The organism is Archangium sp. Cb G35 (genome assembly GCF_001896145.1).
GTDB classification, from domain to species: domain Bacteria; phylum Myxococcota; class Myxococcia; order Myxococcales; family Myxococcaceae; genus Archangium; species Archangium violaceum.
In genome coordinates this window covers 686,643-701,688 of the sequence record NZ_MPOI01000002.1, presented here as the reverse complement: position 1 = coordinate 701,688, position 15,046 = coordinate 686,643, and the positions used below count along the sequence as shown (strand labels likewise).

At 67.6% G+C, this 15,046-nt stretch carries 17 protein-coding genes; 14 read left to right on the top strand and 3 right to left on the bottom strand.

The features are described 5' to 3' along the window. The first annotated feature begins 1,238 nt into the window (after nucleotides 1-1,238). From BO221_RS09320 to BO221_RS09300, 5 genes are all read left to right on the top strand, one after another. On the top strand, nucleotides 1,239-1,568 hold the full coding sequence (locus BO221_RS09320) for a helix-turn-helix transcriptional regulator (protein ID WP_073560287.1): 330 nt from the start codon (nucleotides 1,239-1,241) through the stop codon (nucleotides 1,566-1,568). Then, on the top strand, nucleotides 1,565-2,008 hold the full coding sequence (locus tag BO221_RS09315) for an SRPBCC domain-containing protein (RefSeq protein ID WP_073560026.1): 444 nt from the start codon (nucleotides 1,565-1,567) through the stop codon (nucleotides 2,006-2,008). The genes BO221_RS09320 and BO221_RS09315 overlap by 4 nt, the downstream gene beginning before the upstream one ends. Further along, nucleotides 2,005-2,271, top strand: coding sequence for a hypothetical protein (locus BO221_RS09310; RefSeq protein ID WP_073560025.1), 267 nt, complete (start codon nucleotides 2,005-2,007; stop codon nucleotides 2,269-2,271). Before BO221_RS09315 ends, BO221_RS09310 begins: the two co-directional genes overlap by 4 nt. Next, a complete protein-coding gene (locus BO221_RS09305; protein ID WP_233165828.1) occupies nucleotides 2,268-2,831 on the top strand; it encodes a DUF1801 domain-containing protein in 564 nt (187 codons plus the stop codon). Before BO221_RS09310 ends, BO221_RS09305 begins: the two co-directional genes overlap by 4 nt. 69 nt (nucleotides 2,832-2,900) lie before the next feature. Then, nucleotides 2,901-3,767 carry a GNAT family N-acetyltransferase gene (locus BO221_RS09300; protein ID WP_073560024.1) on the top strand — a complete coding sequence of 289 codons (867 nt, stop codon included), beginning with the start codon at nucleotides 2,901-2,903 and terminating at the stop codon, nucleotides 3,765-3,767. Between the two features lie 40 nt (nucleotides 3,768-3,807). On the opposite strand, the gene BO221_RS09295 is transcribed toward BO221_RS09300, so the two are convergent. Then, a complete protein-coding gene (locus BO221_RS09295; RefSeq protein WP_073560023.1) occupies nucleotides 3,808-4,284 on the bottom strand; it encodes an SRPBCC family protein in 477 nt (158 codons plus the stop codon). Continuing rightward, nucleotides 4,281-4,625 carry a helix-turn-helix transcriptional regulator gene (locus BO221_RS09290; RefSeq protein ID WP_073560022.1) on the bottom strand — a complete coding sequence of 115 codons (345 nt, stop codon included), beginning with the start codon at nucleotides 4,623-4,625 and terminating at the stop codon, nucleotides 4,281-4,283. Before BO221_RS09290 ends, BO221_RS09295 begins: the two co-directional genes overlap by 4 nt. A 229-nt stretch (nucleotides 4,626-4,854) precedes the next feature. On the opposite strand from BO221_RS09290, the gene BO221_RS09285 reads away from it, so the two are divergent. The 6 genes from BO221_RS09285 (at nucleotide 4,855) to BO221_RS09265 (ending at nucleotide 11,203) form a co-directional block, all read left to right on the top strand. Then, on the top strand, nucleotides 4,855-7,224 hold the full coding sequence (locus BO221_RS09285; protein WP_073560021.1) for a CHASE2 domain-containing protein: 2,370 nt from the start codon (nucleotides 4,855-4,857) through the stop codon (nucleotides 7,222-7,224). Nucleotides 7,225-7,226: 2 nt separating this feature from the next. Then, nucleotides 7,227-7,799: a hypothetical protein gene (locus tag BO221_RS09280; RefSeq protein WP_073560020.1), complete on the top strand. Its 573-nt coding sequence runs from the start codon at nucleotides 7,227-7,229 to the stop codon at nucleotides 7,797-7,799. Further along, nucleotides 7,799-8,872, top strand: coding sequence for a M48 family metalloprotease (locus BO221_RS09275; protein ID WP_073560019.1), 1,074 nt, complete (start codon nucleotides 7,799-7,801; stop codon nucleotides 8,870-8,872). The genes BO221_RS09280 and BO221_RS09275 overlap by 1 nt, the downstream gene beginning before the upstream one ends. Before the next feature lie 201 nt (nucleotides 8,873-9,073). Continuing rightward, nucleotides 9,074-9,157 (top strand): cittilin family RiPP precursor, encoded by an 84-nt coding sequence (locus BO221_RS57575; protein WP_369406324.1) that lies wholly within the window; start codon nucleotides 9,074-9,076, stop codon nucleotides 9,155-9,157. 91 nt (nucleotides 9,158-9,248) lie between these two features. After that, nucleotides 9,249-10,601 (top strand): cytochrome P450, encoded by a 1,353-nt coding sequence (locus tag BO221_RS09270; RefSeq protein ID WP_073560018.1) that lies wholly within the window; start codon nucleotides 9,249-9,251, stop codon nucleotides 10,599-10,601. Beyond that, complete coding sequence (locus tag BO221_RS09265) at nucleotides 10,598-11,203, top strand: class I SAM-dependent methyltransferase (protein ID WP_073560017.1); 606 nt, start codon at nucleotides 10,598-10,600, stop codon at nucleotides 11,201-11,203. Before BO221_RS09270 ends, BO221_RS09265 begins: the two co-directional genes overlap by 4 nt. 36 nt (nucleotides 11,204-11,239) lie before the next feature. Here BO221_RS09265 and BO221_RS53545 read toward each other — a convergent pair whose 3' ends face one another. Then, the gene (locus BO221_RS53545) at nucleotides 11,240-11,377 is read right to left on the bottom strand and encodes an RICIN domain-containing protein (RefSeq protein WP_198956077.1); all 138 of its coding nucleotides are present in this window, start codon (nucleotides 11,375-11,377) and stop codon (nucleotides 11,240-11,242) included. A 361-nt stretch (nucleotides 11,378-11,738) separates the two neighbouring features. Here BO221_RS53545 and BO221_RS09260 point away from each other — a divergent pair, with 361 nt between their 5' ends. The 3 genes from BO221_RS09260 (at nucleotide 11,739) to BO221_RS09250 (ending at nucleotide 14,952) form a co-directional block, all read left to right on the top strand. Continuing rightward, nucleotides 11,739-14,123, top strand: coding sequence for an ATP-binding protein (locus BO221_RS09260; RefSeq protein WP_073560016.1), 2,385 nt, complete (start codon nucleotides 11,739-11,741; stop codon nucleotides 14,121-14,123). Nucleotides 14,124-14,206: 83 nt separating this feature from the next. Beyond that, on the top strand, nucleotides 14,207-14,491 hold the full coding sequence (locus BO221_RS09255; protein ID WP_073560015.1) for a RebB family R body protein: 285 nt from the start codon (nucleotides 14,207-14,209) through the stop codon (nucleotides 14,489-14,491). A gap of 11 nt (nucleotides 14,492-14,502) precedes the next feature. Beyond that, nucleotides 14,503-14,952 (top strand): RebB family R body protein, encoded by a 450-nt coding sequence (locus BO221_RS09250; RefSeq protein ID WP_073560014.1) that lies wholly within the window; start codon nucleotides 14,503-14,505, stop codon nucleotides 14,950-14,952. Nucleotides 14,953-15,046: the final 94 nt, after the last annotated feature.

Sequence of the window (15,046 nt, the reverse complement as noted above, 5' to 3'; positions counted from 1 at the left end):
GTCGGTCGTAAGTCGCAAGTGGGTCGCTGCTAGAGACGAGGCCGAGGCTCGAACAATGGCGACAAAAGATTCTAGATCCGAGACAGGACGCGTTCTTTTGATCAAGCCGCATCATTCCGACAGCGTTTCGGTGACAGATCAGTGGTCAGTGGCGGACATCAAAGCGATCGCTGAAGAATTGAGCTAATGCTACTCGGTCACATCGGGCGTGTCTGAAGGGAGAACCATTTGTAGGAGTCCCCTACTGTGTCCAAGGGCCTCTCCAGAATGGGAAGCCACTCGGGAGCCGGGGGAAGTGACCACGTAGTAGGAAGCCAGCCGAACTAAGTTCGGTCGAGGGGACAACCGCTGAGGTCGAGAAATCGAGCCTTGGCGCTGGGCCCCCTGAACGGAATTACTTGTCTTGGCTTAGCACGAGCTTGCACGCCTCGGCCTCCTCCGGGTCGGTGGACGGTGAGGCGCGAACCTGGGGCGCGCTAGAGGGCTCCACCGGCGCGGCTGCTGCGGCTTGGGTCTAGCAGAGGACGAGTAAGGCAGCGGCAGTTCGGTCGTGCTGACTGCCAGGGCGCTAGCCGTGCCAGTGGGCGCGCGCTCGCGGACGGTGCCGGAATAGGGACCGCTTGCCTGTGACTGGAGGGGGGCTGGGTATCCAGGCGGCTCGCGCCTCGAAAAGCCTCTCCGACGTCACCTCAGTTGAACTCTCGCAGCCCGTCAGAGTCGATGCCCCCTGTCGCAGTAGCTCCGGCACAGAAACCCGGCAGCAGGAGATAGCTGCACGTTTAGGACGGTCACGGGAGCGGCGAGTCACACAGCCCGGGATGGTCTAGCGACGGGAGATGGGCAGCCCCCGCCATGTTGCACGTATGTCGCGGGAGCGTGCGGAATGGGTCGGAACGGAGCGGGATAGGAGGGGACGCGGCGGGATATCGACTCCCAAGCATTCCGGGCGGTTGCGAGGTAAGGGCGCGATTCTGCTGGGAGTTTCGCACCGCCCGGCGCGGGTTCGATTCCCGCCGCCCCCACTGGAAGCAACCCGCCGCCCTGAGCCCGAAGGAGAGGGAGGGGAGGAAGCCGCGGCCAGCGGTGCTCGGACCCGGCTGGAAAGAGTGCTCGAGTTGACCGGAAGGCGCACGAAGCCGTCGACGCCTCGCTTTCACGGGAGGACGTGGGGCACGCCCGACGCGGTGGGTCCGAATTGAGGACTTGACGACCAATAAGCGCTGGCTTATTTGTTGGGCATGGAGAGCGCGGCCGAACTCGAAAACAAGATCTTCCAGGCGTTGGCGGACCCCAGCCGTCGGGCGATCTTCGAGTCGCTCACGCGTGGCGAAGCCGCGGTGAAGGACCTCACGGCGCGTTTCGACATCTCCCAGCCGGCGGTCTCGCAGCACCTCGCCGCCCTGAAAGACGCCGGTCTGGTGACGGGCCGGCGCGAGGGGCGCTGCGTCTACTACCGGGTGGAGCCGCAAGGAATGAAGCCACTCATCGACTGGATCTCCCACTACCGCGCCTTCTGGACGGAGCGCGTGGACCGCCTCGAACAACTCCTCGAGAAAATGGACCAATGAACCCCATCGACAAGACCGCCCCATCACAAACCGCGGCCATCTCATTCGAGTTCGATTTGAATCACCCGCCGGAGAAGGTGTGGCGAGCGCTGACCATCCCCGAGCTCCTCAACGAGTGGCTTCTCCCCATCGTCGAGCTCAAGCTCGAGCCGGGGTCCGCATTCACCTTCAAGGCGCAGCCGCAACCCGGCTGGGACGGGACCGTGAACTGCCGGTTCCTCGAGATCGAAAAGCACAAGAAGCTCAGCTACGCGTGGGTCGTCGGCGACTTCATCGACACCGTCGTGACCTTCACCCTGACGCCCACGGCGTCGGGCACCCGGTTGTTCTTGGAGCAGTCTGGCTTCAGGCCTGACCAGAAGCAGAACTTCGGTGGTGCACGCTACGGCTGGAAGATGATGGGCGAGAAGCTCGTCGACCTGCTCGGGAGGAGCTCATGAACTGGACCAGATTGATTCGCGAAACCCACCGCTGGCTGTCCATTGCCTTCACGTTGGCTGTCATTGCCAACATCGTCGCCATGATCACCCAGAAGCCCGGCGCGGAAGCGGGACAGAGTCAGTCCGCCATGCTGGTGGGCTTGCTGGCGCTGTTCCCCCTCATTCTGCTCCTGTTCAGCGGTCTGTATTTGTTTGCGCTGCCGTATGTGACCAGGTGGCGCAGGGCCAACGCAACGGCGGCCGGGAGCGAGCAGCACCCATGATCGCACCCGGAGCGAAGGCGATGTCCGGCAGGACGACGAAGAAAGCCGCGGCGAAGAAGACGGCCGCGAGCAAGAAGACCGCGACGGTCGCGAAGAAGCCCGCCGCCAGGCGTGTCGCGACGAAGGCGGCAAAGCCGGGCAAGGCTGCCGCCAGCGCATCAGACCCGATGAGCGCATCCGAGCGAATCGACCAGAGAATCGCGAGCCTGGGCGATTGGCGAGGGGTGAGGTTGGCCGAAATCCGCAAGCTCATCCACGAGGTCGACCCCGAAGTGGCCGAAGACTGGAAGTGGATGGGCACTCCCGTGTGGTCGCACGACGGGATGTACGTTCTCGCCAACCCTCACAAGGACAAGGTGAAGATCACGTTCTTCCACGGCTCCAAGCTCCCCGACCCCAAGAAGCTCTTCAACGGGGGCCTCGAGGGAGGCAAGTGGCGGGCGATCGACCTTCGCGAGGGAGACAAGCTCGACACGGCAGCACTCAAGGCGTTGCTGCGCGCAGCGGTGGCTTACAACACCACGCACCCGGTGCCGAAGAGCAAGGGGTCGAGAGCGTAGAACGTGCGCGAGGACTCCGCGTAAGCAGAGTCACTTGCGGAGGCCTGGCACATTGCGGAGAGTCCGGTCATGACGACTCCCGCCATCGTGGAAATCGGCCACCGGGACCACGCACTGCAAGCCGCATTCTGTGACTACGTGCCGCAGGTCTTCCGCACCGTGGACTTCCGGCGCTGGTGCGAGTGGGGTGAGTGGAACGATGACTACCGCGCCTTCGCCGTGCTCGACGAAGGACGTGTGGTGGCCAACGCATCGGTGATGAGGATGCGGCTGTGTGTCGGGGAGCGCGAGCTCACCGGCTACCAGCTCGGCGCGGTCGGCTGCGTGCCCTCCCACCGTGGCCAGGGGTTGTCCCGGGTGGTGATGCAGGCGGCGCTCGACGCCTGCGGCGCGGCTCCCGTGCTGCTGTTCGCCAACGAGAACGTGACGGGCTTCTATCCCCGCTTCGGATTCATCCCCTGGAAGCAGGAGCTGTTCGGTGCCGCGTTCCACGCGACGCCGGGAGGCGAGCCCGCGCCGGTGCTCGAGCTGGCCGAGCCCTCCATCCGCGCGGGACTGGTTTCCCTGTCGGACGAGGGGTTCGCGGTGACCGGGCGCTTCGGCTCTCAAGGCCATGCGAGGATCGCGAGCTGGTATGCGGCGAATGCCTTCTCCCGGCCGCTGCGCCAGCTGAGCGCCGAGGCCTGGGTGTTCGCCGGGGTCGAGAACGGCACGCTGTATATCGACGACATCTTCGCCCGCGAGCCCTTCGACCTGCGCCCCCACATCCCGAGGTTGATCGATCAGCCCATCACCGCGATCCACTTCGGCTTCACGCCCGAGCGCTGGTGGCCCCAGGCGAGCGTCCTTGGCGAGGACACGGAGGCCTGGCTCTTCGTCCGCAACCTGGTGCCACCGCCCGGGCCCCATCGCTTTCCGGTGATGGCACGAACCTGACCAGGCTCCCGCTGCAGAGCCGGTTTGACGATGGGCCTGGCTACGACCGCCGCTCCACGAGCCGGGCGAGCTGCTCCGTGACGGTGCCCCACCCGTCGTGGAAGCCCATCTTTTCATGCATCGCCCGATCGGCGTTGCTCTTGTGCATCACGTGGGCGACATAGTCGGTGCCCTGCGGATGCTCCCGCAGAGTGATGATCGCGGTCATGAAGGGCTCCTCGGCGGGCCGCCATTCACCCACCAGGGAATTCGTGAAGACGAGCCGCTCGAGCTCGTCGATGGCGAGAAAACAACCCCGCAGATGCGGCACGAAGTCGCCACCGTTCTCGCTGAGCAGCGTGACGAGTGAACCACCGGGACGGAGCTCCATCTCCTGGACCTTGCAACGGGCCGGCGCGGGAACCCACCACTGCTCGAAGCTCGCGCGGTCCGTCCAGGCACGCCAGATGGCCGACCGGGGCGCCTTGATGACTCGGGAGATCGTCAGGTCGAGTTCTGGATTCACAGAGGGGCTCATTCGGGTTCTTCCTTTTTCTGGAGGGTGGTGACAAACGACTCGAGCCGGTCGGTACGGCCTTCCCAGAGGGAACGCTGTTCGGCCAGCCATGTCTCGACAGCGGCGAATGGCTTCTTTTGAAGGGCGCAGGTCCGCACGCGGCCTTCCTTGCGCGTCCGGATCCACCCGCTCTCCTCGAGGAGCTGGATGTGCTTCATGAAGGACGGCAAGGCCATGTCGAAAGGCTTCGCCAGTTCGCTGATGCTCGCGGGGCCCTTGCCCAGCCGTCCCAACACCGCTCGGCGAGTGGGGTCGGCCAACGCCTGGAAGATGCCATTCAGCTGCTCCGAATGCTGAGCCATGGAGCTAAGTATGGTGGCGGATGAAACTTAGCGCAAGGGCTAAGTTTAGAACGCCTGCTCGACGGGAAGCCGCAAGCCCACGAGAAGCTGGTCACAAGGCCGACGAACCAGAGCCCGCGCGGGACGAAGTCTCGTAGCGCGCCGAGACGTCACACACGGAAACGGACGTTACTTCCGTAACACCGTAACATGCCGGGCCGATGACGCTCCGCCTCCTCCGAGCCCGCCCGTGAAGCCCTTCCTCCATGTCCACGCCCTACGGCTGCGCCATAGCTGGAAGTTCATCCTCCTGGCGGCCGTGCTCTCCACCGCCTTCGCCGCGCTCTGCGAGAGGTACGATCTGCTGCGGATGAGCGAGGCCGAGCTCGGCGTCTACGACCAGGGCCTCACCTTCTTCACCCGGGGCCATCCGCGCTCGAGGGACGTGGTCATCGTCGGCATCGACGACAAGACGTTGCAGGGCATCCGGGACAACGAGACGTACGTCCGCAACTACGGCGTCTACCCGTACTCGCGCAACCTGTGGGCGCGCGTCTTCGAGCACCTCGTGGACGAGGGCGCCCGGGCCATCGTCTTCGACGGTGTGATGGACGAGCGGGGCACCGACGAGAGCAACGACCTGGCCCTCGCGCAGGTGCTGGAGGAGCGCGGCATTCCCCTCACGCTCGGATTCAGCATCAACGCCGGCCAGCCCATCCTGCCCCGGGTGGAGCCCGTCAACCGGCTGCCCCACCGGCCCACGCCGCCCGCGCCGGAGGTCCGCCCGGCCGCCGTGGAGGCCGGGGAAGAGGACTTCGACGAGTTCACCGGGACGGAGGGCCCTCCGCCCTTGAAGCCGGAGGAAGTGGCCCGGGCCCTCGCCTTCCCCGTTCACCACCCCGGCCTGGCGCTGCCCTCGCTGGAGCAGAAGCCGGGCGACACGGGCTCCCGGCTCATGCGCTACCCGGTGACGCCCCTGCCCGGATTGGTGCGCGTCACACCGGGCTTCGGGCTCGTCCTGCAGGAGGAGGACGGGGACGGGCGCCTGCGCCGCACCCGCTTCGCCTACTCGGACGGAGCCAACACCTACGCCACGCTGTCGCTGGCCGCGGTGGCGGACATCCTGGGCGCGGAGCGGGTCGAGCTGACGCCGGGCAGGCTGCGGATCGGCTCGCGCGAGCTGCCCATCAACGCGGACGGCAGCGCCGAGCTGGACTTCGGCGGCACGTGGACGGAGCGCTTCGAGGCGCTGAGCGTCTACGCCGTGCTGGAGGACTGGGCCCGCCGTCAGCAGCACCAGCGCGAGGGCACGCCCTACGTGCCCGTCATCCCCGAGGGCACCTTCCGCGGCAAGGTGGTGCTGGTGGGCGGGCTCTCGGTGGGCACCAGCGACGTGAAGGCCACGCCCTTCCAGAGCAGTGCGCCCGGCCTCGTCAAACACGCGGTGATGCTGGAGTCACTCCTGTCCGGAGGCTTCATCACCCAGGCACCCTACCCGGCCTCCCTGCTGCTCACCTTCCTCGTGGCGCTCTTCTCCGTGGCCCTCGTCACGCTGGTGCGCGTGCCCATGCTGGAGCTCGCCTGGCCGCTGCTGCTCTTCTTCGGCTTCTTCCTCGTCACCGGCCTGTTCCTCGAGCACGGCCGGGTACACCTGCTGAGCGCCATGCCCATCTACGCGGGGGAGCTCGCCGCGCTGTCCGCGGTGGCCTTCAACCACATGTTCGCCAACCGCGAACGTGAGCGGCTCCGTCTGTCCTTCAACCGCTTCCTGGACAAGACACTGGTGGATCAGCTCGTGGAGCAGCAGAAGCTGCCCTCGCTGGAGGGCGAGACACGGGAGATCACCGCCTTCTTCTCCGACATCCGCGGCTTCTCCTCCTTCAGCGAGCGCTTCAAGGATGACCCGAAGGCGCTGGGGGCCCTGCTCAACCGCTACCTCACCCGCGTGAGCGAGGTATTGATGGCGCACGGGGCCTGCCTGGACAAGTACATCGGCGACGCGGTGGTGTGCCTCTTCGGCGCGCCGCTGAACATCCCGGACCACGCGGTGCGGGCCTGCCATGCGGCGCTCGCCGTGCGCGACGAGGTGGACGCCCTGCGCGCCGAATTCCAGAAGGAGGGCCTGCCCGACGTCTACACCCGCATCGGCCTCAACTCGGCGGAGATGTTCGTGGGCAACTTCGGCAGCGAGCACCTGCTGGACTACACCGCCATCGGGGACGGGATGAACCTCGCCGCCCGGCTGGAGGGCGCCAACAAGGCCTATGACACCACCATCATGATCGGCCCGCTCACCTATGCGATGGCGCGCGAGCACATCGAAGCGCGGGAGCTGGACCGGGTGCGGGTGGCCGGCAAGCAGGAGGCGGTAACCGTGTACGAGCTGCTGGCGCGCGCCGGAGCTCTGCCCGCGGCGAAGCGCGCCACCGTGGAGCGCTACCACCAGTCCCTCGCGCTCTACCGGGAGGCCCGCTTCGAGGAGGCGATCCACCTGCTGAAGGAGGCGCTCGCGGCGGACCCGGAGGATGGCCCCAGCCGGGCCCTGCTTGCGCGGTGCGAGCGTTACGCGTTGAATCCCCCTTCCCTCCCCTTCGATGGGGTGGTGAGCCTGGAGAAGTGACCTTGAGCTTCGAGAAACTTCCTCCCCTGCTCGCGCTGGTGTGCCTGGCCGTCCCGGGTACCGCCCTGGCCGTGAAGCCCGGAGGCACGCTGTACATCAAGGCGAAGAACACCCACCTGAAGGTCTCCAGCAGCCCCACCGCGGACACGCTCGTGGTGCTGCAACCCGGCAAGGCGGTGACGTACGACAGCCGGGAAGGCAAGACGCCCTGGTACAAGGTGACGGTGCCGGTGGACAAGAAGGCCCCCGTGCAGGGCTTCGTCTACCAGGCCAACCTCTCCGTCTCGCCGCCCTCGCTGGAGGTCACCAGCAAGAGCCCGGACAAGCCGCTGTCCCCCGAGGCGTTCGCCTCCTCGGGAGCGGCCGTCAAGGCGCTGGGGCCCGGAGCCATCGCGTATGGCAAGACGCTGAACCGGCCCGAGAGCGTCCAGCAGCTCATCGCGCTCGAGTCGCTCGCCGCCTCCATCGACACGGCCCAGGTGGCCGAGTACGCCCGCGCGGGAGGGCTGCCCGAGGTGGTGGGCCGTCCCCAGGTGGCGCGCCGTTCCCCCGCCAAGAAGAAGGGAGGGAAGTGATGGCACGGCGCCAGGTGACTACCCTCGTGGCGTGCCTGCTTCTGGGCGGCATTCCGGGCTGCGCCGCCCTGCGCCGGGTGGTGGGCCAGTCCCACGGAGATCTGGGGCAGCTCGCGAGGCAGTCGGAGGAGGCGGATCTCCGCGCCGATGCGATGCAGAAGGACTGCGACGCGCTGAAGGCCCGTGCCATCTCCTACGAGGAGGAGAACGCATTCGGCGGCGCGGTGAGCGTCGACTGGGTGAGCCGGGGAGGCGGGCTCACGCGCCGGCAGGGCGCCAAAGCGCTGCACGTGCAACTCAACAAGATTGGCAAGAACCTCGCGGCCCAATCCAGCCGGCCGGGTCTGCCCTGGACGTTCGGCGTGCTCCAGTCCGACGGCGTCAACGCGGTGAGCGGGCCCGGCGGCTACGTCTTCGTGTCCGAGGGCCTGCTCGCGCAACTGGACAACGAGGCCCAGCTCGCGGGTGTGCTGGCACATGAGATTGCTCACATCACCGGCAAGCACGCGATGCGGGAGTACCAGCGGTACCTCGTGGAGCAGTGCGAGGACGGAGTGACCACCGAGCGGACGAAGCCCTTGAAGCAGTTCGGAGAGGACAAGGTGCAGGAGATCGGCCGCGCGGTGGGCGGACTCGGGCAGATGATTCCCTCCGCCGAGCTGCGCGGTCTGTTCAACCAGCTCGCCACCCAGGCGAACTTCGACTTCAACACGCTGAGCCAGAAGGCAATCCAGGCCATCACGCACGGGGTGGTCGCGCGTTTGAGTGAGAAGGGTTTCGGCGAGGAGGACGAGTACACCGCCGACACCGAGGCCGTGGAGTTGATGGCGGCCGCCGGTTACGCGCCCGAGGAATACGTGGCCTTCCTGTCGAAGCTGCCGGACAAGGGGCTCTCCACCGAGCATCCGCGCAAAGACAAGCGCCAGAGCCGGCTCCGGGCCCATCTGGCGGCGCTGCGCGAGCGCTCCTCGGACACCGACTTCCTCACGTCCGTGGACCTCTCCCAGACGAAGGTCGTCCCCCTGCGAGACGCACTCCAGACGAAACCGGCGGCCACTTCCCCCACCCGTTGAATGGGAGACATTCCCTCCGGCCGCCTCAAGTCAGGCCTGACGCATCGAGACTTTCGTTTCGGCACAAATTTCCAACGCTTTCTCGAATTCCGAGAGCAAGGCTTGAGTTGCAATGACAATCGTGCGACCTAAGAGCCACTGGCCGGAGACGGTCAGCGAAGGCAGTTCGCGGCAATTCCCCCAGACTCAAGGAGAAGCCCCATGAAGAAGATCGTCTACTCCCTGGCCGTCATGCTGCGCGTTGCTCGGGCCGACAAGCTGTCGGCTCCCTACATCTACTACTGATCGTCACCGGCTGGCGGGGGAGGACTCCTCCCTCGCCCAGTCGGGCGGAGCGGGCCCGGCTGAGCGGCCATGGAAGCATAGGAGTCCGTGCATGCCGACCGCGCTCCTTCCCCCAGGGCCCAAGGGCCATTTCATCACCGGTAACCTGGTGCCGTTCTCCGAGGACCCCCTGGGCTTCCTCACCCGCTGCGCCCGCGAGTACGGCGACGTGGTGCGGCTGGGCAAGAGCAACTACCTGCTCGCCCACCCGGATCTCATCGAGAAGGTGCTCGTCAACGGCGAGGGCCACTTCGTGAAGATCGTCGGGCAGGAGGCGCGCAAGCGCTCGCACGTCGGTTTTCCCGAGGCGATGATGAACAGCGAGGGCGAGGACTGGCTGCGCAAGCGCCGGTTCGTCCAGCCCGCGTTCCATCGCAAGTACGTGACCGCGTGCGGCGAGAAGGTCATTTCCCTCACCGAGCACCTGCTGGATTCCTGGCGGCCCGGTGAGCCCCGGGACATCTACGGCGAGATGTCCGAGCTGTCGCTCGACATCGTCAGCCGCTTCCTCTTCCACACCCCCATTCACGACGAGGCACGGCACGTGGCCGCCGCGGTGGATGCCATCATGCGTCTCACCGGCAGCCCGTTCCGCTTCCCCATGTGGATGCCCACGCCCACCAATGTGCGCCTGCGCCGTTCCCTGCGGAAGCTCGACACGGTGCTCGCCGGCATCGTCCGCCGCTACCGCGAGCGTCCCGGAGAGCCCCAGGATCTGCTCGGCATCCTCCTGTCCGCCGAGCAGACCCTGTCCGAGGAGCAGCTGCGCGACGAGCTGGCGACGATGATCATGTCCGGCCATGGGACGACCGCGGATGGGCTCGTGTGGACGACCTACCTGCTGGCCCAGCACCCCGAGGTCCAGGCGAAGCTGGTGGCCGAGCTGGACGAGGTGCTGGACGGCCGGGTCCCCCACGCCGAAGACCTGTCACGCCTGCGCTATACGGAGGCGGTGGTGAAGGAGTCCTTGCGGCTCTACTCGCCCGCGTGGATCACCAGCCGCGAGGCCATTCGCGACTGCGAGCTCGGCGGCTTCCACGTGCCGGCGGGCACCACCCTGGGCGTCAGCCAGTGGGTGACGCACCGAGACCCGCGCTACTACGAGGAGCCCGAGGCCTTCCGGCCCGAGCGCTGGTTGGCCGAGTCCATCAAACAGCTCCCCAAGTATGCGTGGTTCCCCTTCGGCGGCGGACCGCGTCTGTGTATCGGCGCGCCGCTGGCGATGCTGGAACTGGTGCTCATCACCGCGTGCGTGGCGAGACGATTCCGATTGGAGCTGGCGCCGGACTGCGCGGTGAGGTCCCGCCCTGCGCTCGCCCTGCAGCCGGTGGGCGTCCGCATCCTCCCGCACCCGCGCGCGATCCGGAGCGGTACGGGGTCCCTTCCTCGAGAGGTGAGCGCATGAGCGGCAAGGAGCACGGCGGGCCCGAGGTGGACGAGGTGCGGCGCGCGTTCTTCCAAGCCGCCTACACGCAGGGGGCCCCCTGGGACATCCGGCGCCCGCAGCGCGCCATCGTCGAACTGTGGGAGGCGGGAGAAATCCGTGGCGACGTCCTCGACGTGGGCTGCGGCTTCGCGGAGAACGCCCTCTTCCTGGCCGCCCAGGGCCTGCGGGTGAGCGGCGTGGACATGATGGAGCCCGCCATCACCCGGGCTCGCGAGCAGGCGCGTGGACGGGGGCTCGAGGTGGACCTGCGCGTGGGCAACGCGCTGCGGCTGGCCGGGCTCGGCCGGCGCTTCGACACCATCATCGATTCGGCGCTGCTCCACGTCTTCGAGCCGGCGGATCGGCCCACCTTCGCCGCCAGTCTCGCCAGCTCGCTGAACCCCGGGGGGCGCTACCACGCCCTCTACTTCCGCGAGGGACCCCGCGCCATCTCCCCTGAGGCGTTGCGGGCCGCCTTCGGCTCCGGCTGGCGGGTGCTCTCCCTGCGCGAAACGCACTACGAGGAGACGGACCCCGAGGGGGCCGCGGCCTGGCTCGCCACCCTCGAGTGGCTGGCCTGACGCGGCCTGCCTCCGCACCTCACACCTCCGGCCGGTTCACGGCGCGAAGCGGAAGCTCTCGTTCGCCGTCCAGGCGCACGGTGACTGGACCAGGAACCCACCTTCATCCATGGAGGCCCCCGCGATGCCCAGGCACTGGCCGCTGTGCTTCGCCTGGAGCGCGAGGAGGTCCATGGCATCCAGTGAGGAGGATGGACCTCGGTATGGAAGTACGTGCCACGAGCCAGGGTATCGCTGGGAGCGGCCAGAACGGCCAGCGCAAGGGTGAGGAGCGAAGCGCCGATGGTTGCGCCGAGGGCGTGGATCTTCATGGAGTTCGGGGGGCGGGGCGGGTTTGACGCCAGGTGAATGAACTGGGACTCACGGTTCATCCCCGGAATACACCCTTGGCGAGGAGTACCCGTTCACCGAGGCGGACCCAGGGTCCGGACGAGAAGCAGGTGATGAAGGGGACATCCTGGGGCTCGCCAGCCAGTCGCGTGGAGACGCGCCGGAAGGTTCCCATTGTCAGGAGGTGGCGCATTCATCCCCGGAGATGGAAGGGTGGCTTCCGCTTCTCGCGTCCCCCCTGCCCTCCCCAGTCTTCTGGAAGGCGGAGGTGGAACAGGTCACCCATCCGTCCCCAAGGCAGCCCTCGGAGCGAGCCAGCCCCCGCCCCTTCTTCCTGATGGAGCTCGTGCATCCCAGAGACCGGGAGCACACGCTGGCGGTGTTGCGCGAGGTGGCGGCAGACGGGCGGGCACGGCGCTGCCTCCACCGCTCCGCCGCGATGAACGGGGGCTCGCGGTGGTGCCTGACCTCCATCCGGGGGATTCGCGATGAATCGGGGCGGATCCAGGAGCTGGCGGGAGTGACTCAGCCCATGAGGGGCCCCCTGTTCGCCGGCGACGAGTTCCAGCAGCACGAGTCCGGACTGCGGCAGCTGCTCGCTCAGGTGCCCGCCTTCCTGTACCTCACCGACCGGGAGTTGCGATTCATCGCCACCGCCGGCTCGGAGCTGGCCGGACCGGGCCTGGAGCTGGAGGGAAGGCCGCTGCTCGACGTCCTCGGTGCGGGCGAGGATTCCTCTTCGATGCTCGCCGCCCACCACCATGCCCTCGGAGGAGAGCCCGCGCGCTACGACACCGAGTGGTCCCACCGCACCTTCGAGGTGCGCGTCGAGCCGGCCTTCGACGAGGAAGGGACCTGCACGGGGACGCTCGGCATCGCGCTCGATGTGACTGAACAGCGGCGGGAGGAGGAAGAGCTGCGGACGAGCGCGGAGCGCCTGCGCACGCTCCTGGAAACGACGTCGGACGCCATCTACCTGAAGGATGGCGATGGACGCTGGCTCGAGGCGAACGACACGGGGCTCCAACTCTTCCAGCTGTCGCGAGCGGGATACCAGGGACTGACGGACCTCGAGCTCGCCCGCCGTAACGACTTCTTCCGGGAGGCGCTCATCGCCTGCTACGCCAGTGATCAACGGACCTGGGACGCGGGACGGCCCACTCGCGTGGAGGAGATCATTTCCCAACCGGGCAAAAGCCCCCGCGTCATAGATGTCACCAAGGTGCCCCTGTACTACCCCAACGGAGAGCGCAAGGGACTCGTCGTCCTCGGGCGTGACATCACCCGCCGCCGCATGGCCGAGCAGGAGCGGGATCGGCTGCTGCATCAGGAGAAGGAGGCTCGCGCCGCGGCGGAGGAGGCGCGGCGCCGCTCCGAGTTCCTCTCCTCGGCGAGCCGCGTGCTGGCCGACTCGCTGGACTACGATGCCACGCTGGCGACGGTGGCCCGGTTGGGACTGCCCGTCCTCGGCGAGTGGTGTGCGGTGGATCTGGTGGGAGAAGACCTGCACGTCACGCGGGCCGCCACGGCCCACGCCGAGTTCTCGAAGGAGCCGAACGCGAGACCGCTGGAGGAGTGTGTGCCGGACCTGGAGAAGCCGGGGGGAATCGCCGAGGTCATCCGCAACCGGCGCCCGCTCGTGCTCTCCGTGCAGCCCGGGGAGGAAGGGATGCGGGCATTGTGTGACCACGAGCGCTCGCACCTGGAGACCGTGCGGGAGTTGGGGCTGCGCTCGTGGCTCTCCGTGCCCCTGGTGGCCCGTGGCCGGACCATGGGGGCGCTCACCTTCGCCTCGGTGCGCCCGGACCGCTACCGCTCCGAGGACGTGATGCTGACCGGGGATCTCGCCTGGCGCGCCGCGCTCGCACTGGACAATGCCCGTCTCTACCGGGAGTCCCAGGAGGCCATTCAGGCCCGCGACGAGTTCCTTTCCATTGCCTCGCACGAGCTGCGCACCCCCATCACCGCGCTGCGCCTTGGCATCCAGCGCCTGTTCCGGCTTGCCCGCGGTGGCGCGGAGCCCCCATGGAAGACGGTGGCGGCCTCCCTGGATGGAGTCGAGCGGCAGGGCAAGCGCCTGTCCCTGTTGATCGACAGCCTCCTGGACGTCTCGCGGCTGCAATCCCATCACATCCAGCTCGAGCTGGAGGAAGTGGATCTCTCGGGAGTGGTCCGGGATGTGGTGGCCCAGCTCGGAAGCGTGCTGGCGCGTACGCACACGCCCCTCTCGCTGCGGGCCGACACCCCCGTGGTGGGTCAATGGGACCGGGTCCGGCTCGAGCAGATCGTGACGAACCTGCTCGACAATGCCATCAAGTATGGCGCGCAGGCGCCCATCGAGGTGACGGTGGCCCGCGAGGATGGGGCGGCCGTGCTCACCCTGCGCGATCGGGGCATTGGCATCTCCCCCGAACGCCTGCCCTTCATCTTCGGAAGGTTCGAGCGGGCGGTGTCCTCACGGCATTATGGGGGACTCGGCCTGGGGCTCTACATCGTGCGGCAGATCGTCGAGCTGCATGGCGGCACCATCCAGGTGGAAAGCAGCCCCGGGAAGGGCTCGACCTTCACCGTCCGCCTGCCGCGGGGCTGAGTGACGGAGTGCGTGACTGCCACCGGTCGCCACCCGTGGCAGACTCCGGGCTGCTTCAACCCCTTCACCCGGAAAGGCAGAACATGGCGTTCCCCACCGCGGTCAATGACCAGATCACCGATTCAGTGTCGCAAGCGAACACGAAGGTGCTCGGAGATGCCCCCGCCATCGCCATGGGCAACCTCTTCGTGGCGACCTCGCAAGCGCTCTCCAACGCGGCCCACAACGCCACCACTGCCCAGCAGGAGGGCTACGTGACCATGCAGGCCAGCACCACCCAGGGCGTCGCGACCCTCCTCAGCATCGATACGGCATCGACCGGGGTCGCCACCACTTCCATCTACTCCCATCCCGCTGGCTCGAAGTGAGGAGGCACACCATGACGAAGAGCGCTCAGGACTTCGCCCGGGAGTTGACCCTGATCGTGGACGCCAGCGCCCACGCCCTCACGACCTTGAACCGCGTGCTCGAGCAGCAGCAGCAGAGCATCCTCGCGTTGGCCTCCCAGGGGGGTATACCCACCCCCAACGTCCCCCGGCCCGCCGCGTCCGCGGCTCCCGCGTCGAGCACCGTCCCGGCCGCGGCCGCCCCACCCGAGGCCCCCGCTCCCGCGGCGCTCTCGCCCGAGGCCCTGCTCGCCCAGGCCGAAAAGAGTGCTCAGGCATTGATCGAGATCGCACCCGGGTTCGCCATCGCCCAGGTGCTCCAGGCCTCCGCGCATGCGGTCAGCCTGGCCCTGATGAACACCGCCACCGCCCAGCAACAGCTCGCCATCGTCGCGCAGGCCGTGGTCACCCGAGGCGCGGCCAACCAGCTCATCTCCCGGTGAGCCCGCGCGCCCTCCCCGCCGGTGGCATCCGGGTCCAAGGGCCTGGGGCGCGCCAGCGGGCGGTAGGCCTGGATGCTCTCCAGTTCCGTACCGC

What these genes read in the sequence shown, in the direction of transcription:
- BO221_RS09310 (WP_073560025.1), top strand. Translation starts at nt 2,005, where the DNA reads ATGAACTGGACCAGATTGATTCGCGAAACCCACCGCTGGCTGTCCATT.
- BO221_RS09300 (WP_073560024.1), top strand. Translation starts at nt 2,901, where the DNA reads ATGACGACTCCCGCCATCGTGGAAATCGGCCACCGGGACCACGCACTG.
- BO221_RS09270 (WP_073560018.1), top strand. Translation starts at nt 9,249, where the DNA reads ATGCCGACCGCGCTCCTTCCCCCAGGGCCCAAGGGCCATTTCATCACC.
- BO221_RS09260 (WP_073560016.1), top strand. Translation starts at nt 11,739, where the DNA reads ATGGAAGGGTGGCTTCCGCTTCTCGCGTCCCCCCTGCCCTCCCCAGTC.
- BO221_RS09250 (WP_073560014.1), top strand. Translation starts at nt 14,503, where the DNA reads ATGACGAAGAGCGCTCAGGACTTCGCCCGGGAGTTGACCCTGATCGTG.
- BO221_RS09295 (WP_073560023.1), bottom strand. Translation starts at nt 4,284, where the DNA reads ATGAGCCCCTCTGTGAATCCAGAACTCGACCTGACGATCTCCCGAGTC.
- BO221_RS53545 (WP_198956077.1), bottom strand. Translation starts at nt 11,377, where the DNA reads ATGGACCTCCTCGCGCTCCAGGCGAAGCACAGCGGCCAGTGCCTGGGC.
- BO221_RS09290 (WP_073560022.1), bottom strand. Translation starts at nt 4,625, where the DNA reads ATGGCTCAGCATTCGGAGCAGCTGAATGGCATCTTCCAGGCGTTGGCC.
- BO221_RS57575 (WP_369406324.1), top strand. Translation starts at nt 9,074, where the DNA reads ATGAAGAAGATCGTCTACTCCCTGGCCGTCATGCTGCGCGTTGCTCGG.
- BO221_RS09275 (WP_073560019.1), top strand. Translation starts at nt 7,799, where the DNA reads ATGGCACGGCGCCAGGTGACTACCCTCGTGGCGTGCCTGCTTCTGGGC.
- BO221_RS09315 (WP_073560026.1), top strand. Translation starts at nt 1,565, where the DNA reads ATGAACCCCATCGACAAGACCGCCCCATCACAAACCGCGGCCATCTCA.
- BO221_RS09320 (WP_073560287.1), top strand. Translation starts at nt 1,239, where the DNA reads ATGGAGAGCGCGGCCGAACTCGAAAACAAGATCTTCCAGGCGTTGGCG.
- BO221_RS09305 (WP_233165828.1), top strand. Translation starts at nt 2,268, where the DNA reads ATGATCGCACCCGGAGCGAAGGCGATGTCCGGCAGGACGACGAAGAAA.
- BO221_RS09255 (WP_073560015.1), top strand. Translation starts at nt 14,207, where the DNA reads ATGGCGTTCCCCACCGCGGTCAATGACCAGATCACCGATTCAGTGTCG.
- BO221_RS09265 (WP_073560017.1), top strand. Translation starts at nt 10,598, where the DNA reads ATGAGCGGCAAGGAGCACGGCGGGCCCGAGGTGGACGAGGTGCGGCGC.